At 65.4% G+C, this 1,316-nt stretch carries 2 protein-coding genes; both read right to left on the reverse strand.

The genetic code is table 11. The annotated features are described in order from the left end of the window. Window positions 1–151 precede the first annotated feature (151 nt). Window positions 152–403 carry a transposase gene (locus ACWEK3_RS42390; RefSeq protein WP_450547786.1) on the reverse strand — a complete coding sequence of 84 codons (252 nt, stop codon included), beginning with the start codon at window positions 401–403 and terminating at the stop codon, window positions 152–154. Further along, a complete protein-coding gene (locus ACWEK3_RS42395) occupies window positions 397–1,086 on the reverse strand; it encodes a transposase family protein (RefSeq protein WP_450547785.1) in 690 nt (229 codons plus the stop codon). The genes ACWEK3_RS42390 and ACWEK3_RS42395 overlap by 7 nt, the downstream gene beginning before the upstream one ends. Between the last annotated feature and the right edge of the window lie 230 nt (window positions 1,087–1,316).

The raw sequence follows: 1,316 nt of genomic DNA on the forward strand, positions 1-1,316 counted from the left end.
AAGGACCCGAAGCCCTTCGTCTGGACGAAGGACGCCGACGAGATCCTGCAACGCCTCGCCACATATCTTGATCGAATTCCCGGCGCAGGACACTAACGAGCTCGTGCACAGTTGGCGGTGAGACGTCGAGGACTTCGGTGGGGCTGGGGGTTCACATCTGCCGTGCCGAGGCCAGGTCAGTGATCTGTTGGTGGGACAGCAGGCCGGCGACGGCTTGGACGGTGTCGCTCATGTGCTCGCGGCGGCCGAGGTGGCGGGCCAGTGCCCGCCAGTTCTTCAGGTGCGCGATGCCGTGCTCGACCCGGATACGCCGCGAGGAATGCGTCTTGCGCTGCCGCTCGTACATCTCCTCATACCAATCCGGGGCGTCCTTCTTGAACTTTCGGTGCGGTGGCGTCACCACGCGCCCGCCGGTCTGGGCTCCCAGGCCCTGGTAGCCGGCGTCCGCGAGGACCTCGACGGCCGGGCCGTCAGCCAGGAGCCTGACAGCCCTAACTGGCGGGCATGGGTGATGTCTGCGCAGCTGTCGTGCTGAGCCGGGCTGCAGAAGAGCACGCAGCCGTCGTCGTCCGTGACGACCATGGTCTTGACCGCGTTCTGCTTGCTCTTGCCGGAGATGAAATTGTCCCGGTCTTTGCGGCCGGCAGCCGGGCGCCTGACTCGGATCTCGGTTCCGTCGATGATGCCCGTCTTTCCGCCGGCATCGAGATGGTCGACGACCTCGGCCAGTGTCCGCAGCCGCACACCCGGACTGATGGTGCACCCTCGCTCGGCGAGCAGTGGCCGCACCTCGCCGATGGCACGGGTGATGGTGGAGCGGTCGACGCCGAACCAGCAGGCCAGCACGTCGTGAGTGGTGGCGTGTCGGAGATGCACGAGCGTCGCCAGGAGCCGGTCGACGAACACCAGCCGGTGCTTCGCGCCCGCGCCTACAGCCCGCTTCCGTGGTCTGGACGCGAGCTTGGCCTGGTGCCGCTCGTGCCACAACGGTCCCACCTCAGCCACGAGTTCAGCGATCACTTCAGCCGACAAGCCCGTGATCCTTCGGTCGCTGGTGATCGCTGCACGAGACGCGTTCCCCACCACACGACCATGATCGACGATCGAGAACTCGACGCCTCACCGCCTACCGTGCACGAGCTCGTTAGATGATCGACTCCAAGGGGTCAGTGGTCGATCACCTCTTGACCTCTACCGTGCTTGAGGTAGCACCGTGGTTCACTTGACTTCTCCCCCTCCTGAAGGAGGGGGATTCTCACGGCTCGCGCTGTGAGGTTTTCTGCTTCGTCGCCGACTGCCCGTCCGGAGTTCTCCGT

The sequence above is a fragment of the Streptomyces sp. NPDC004721 genome (assembly GCF_053601495.1).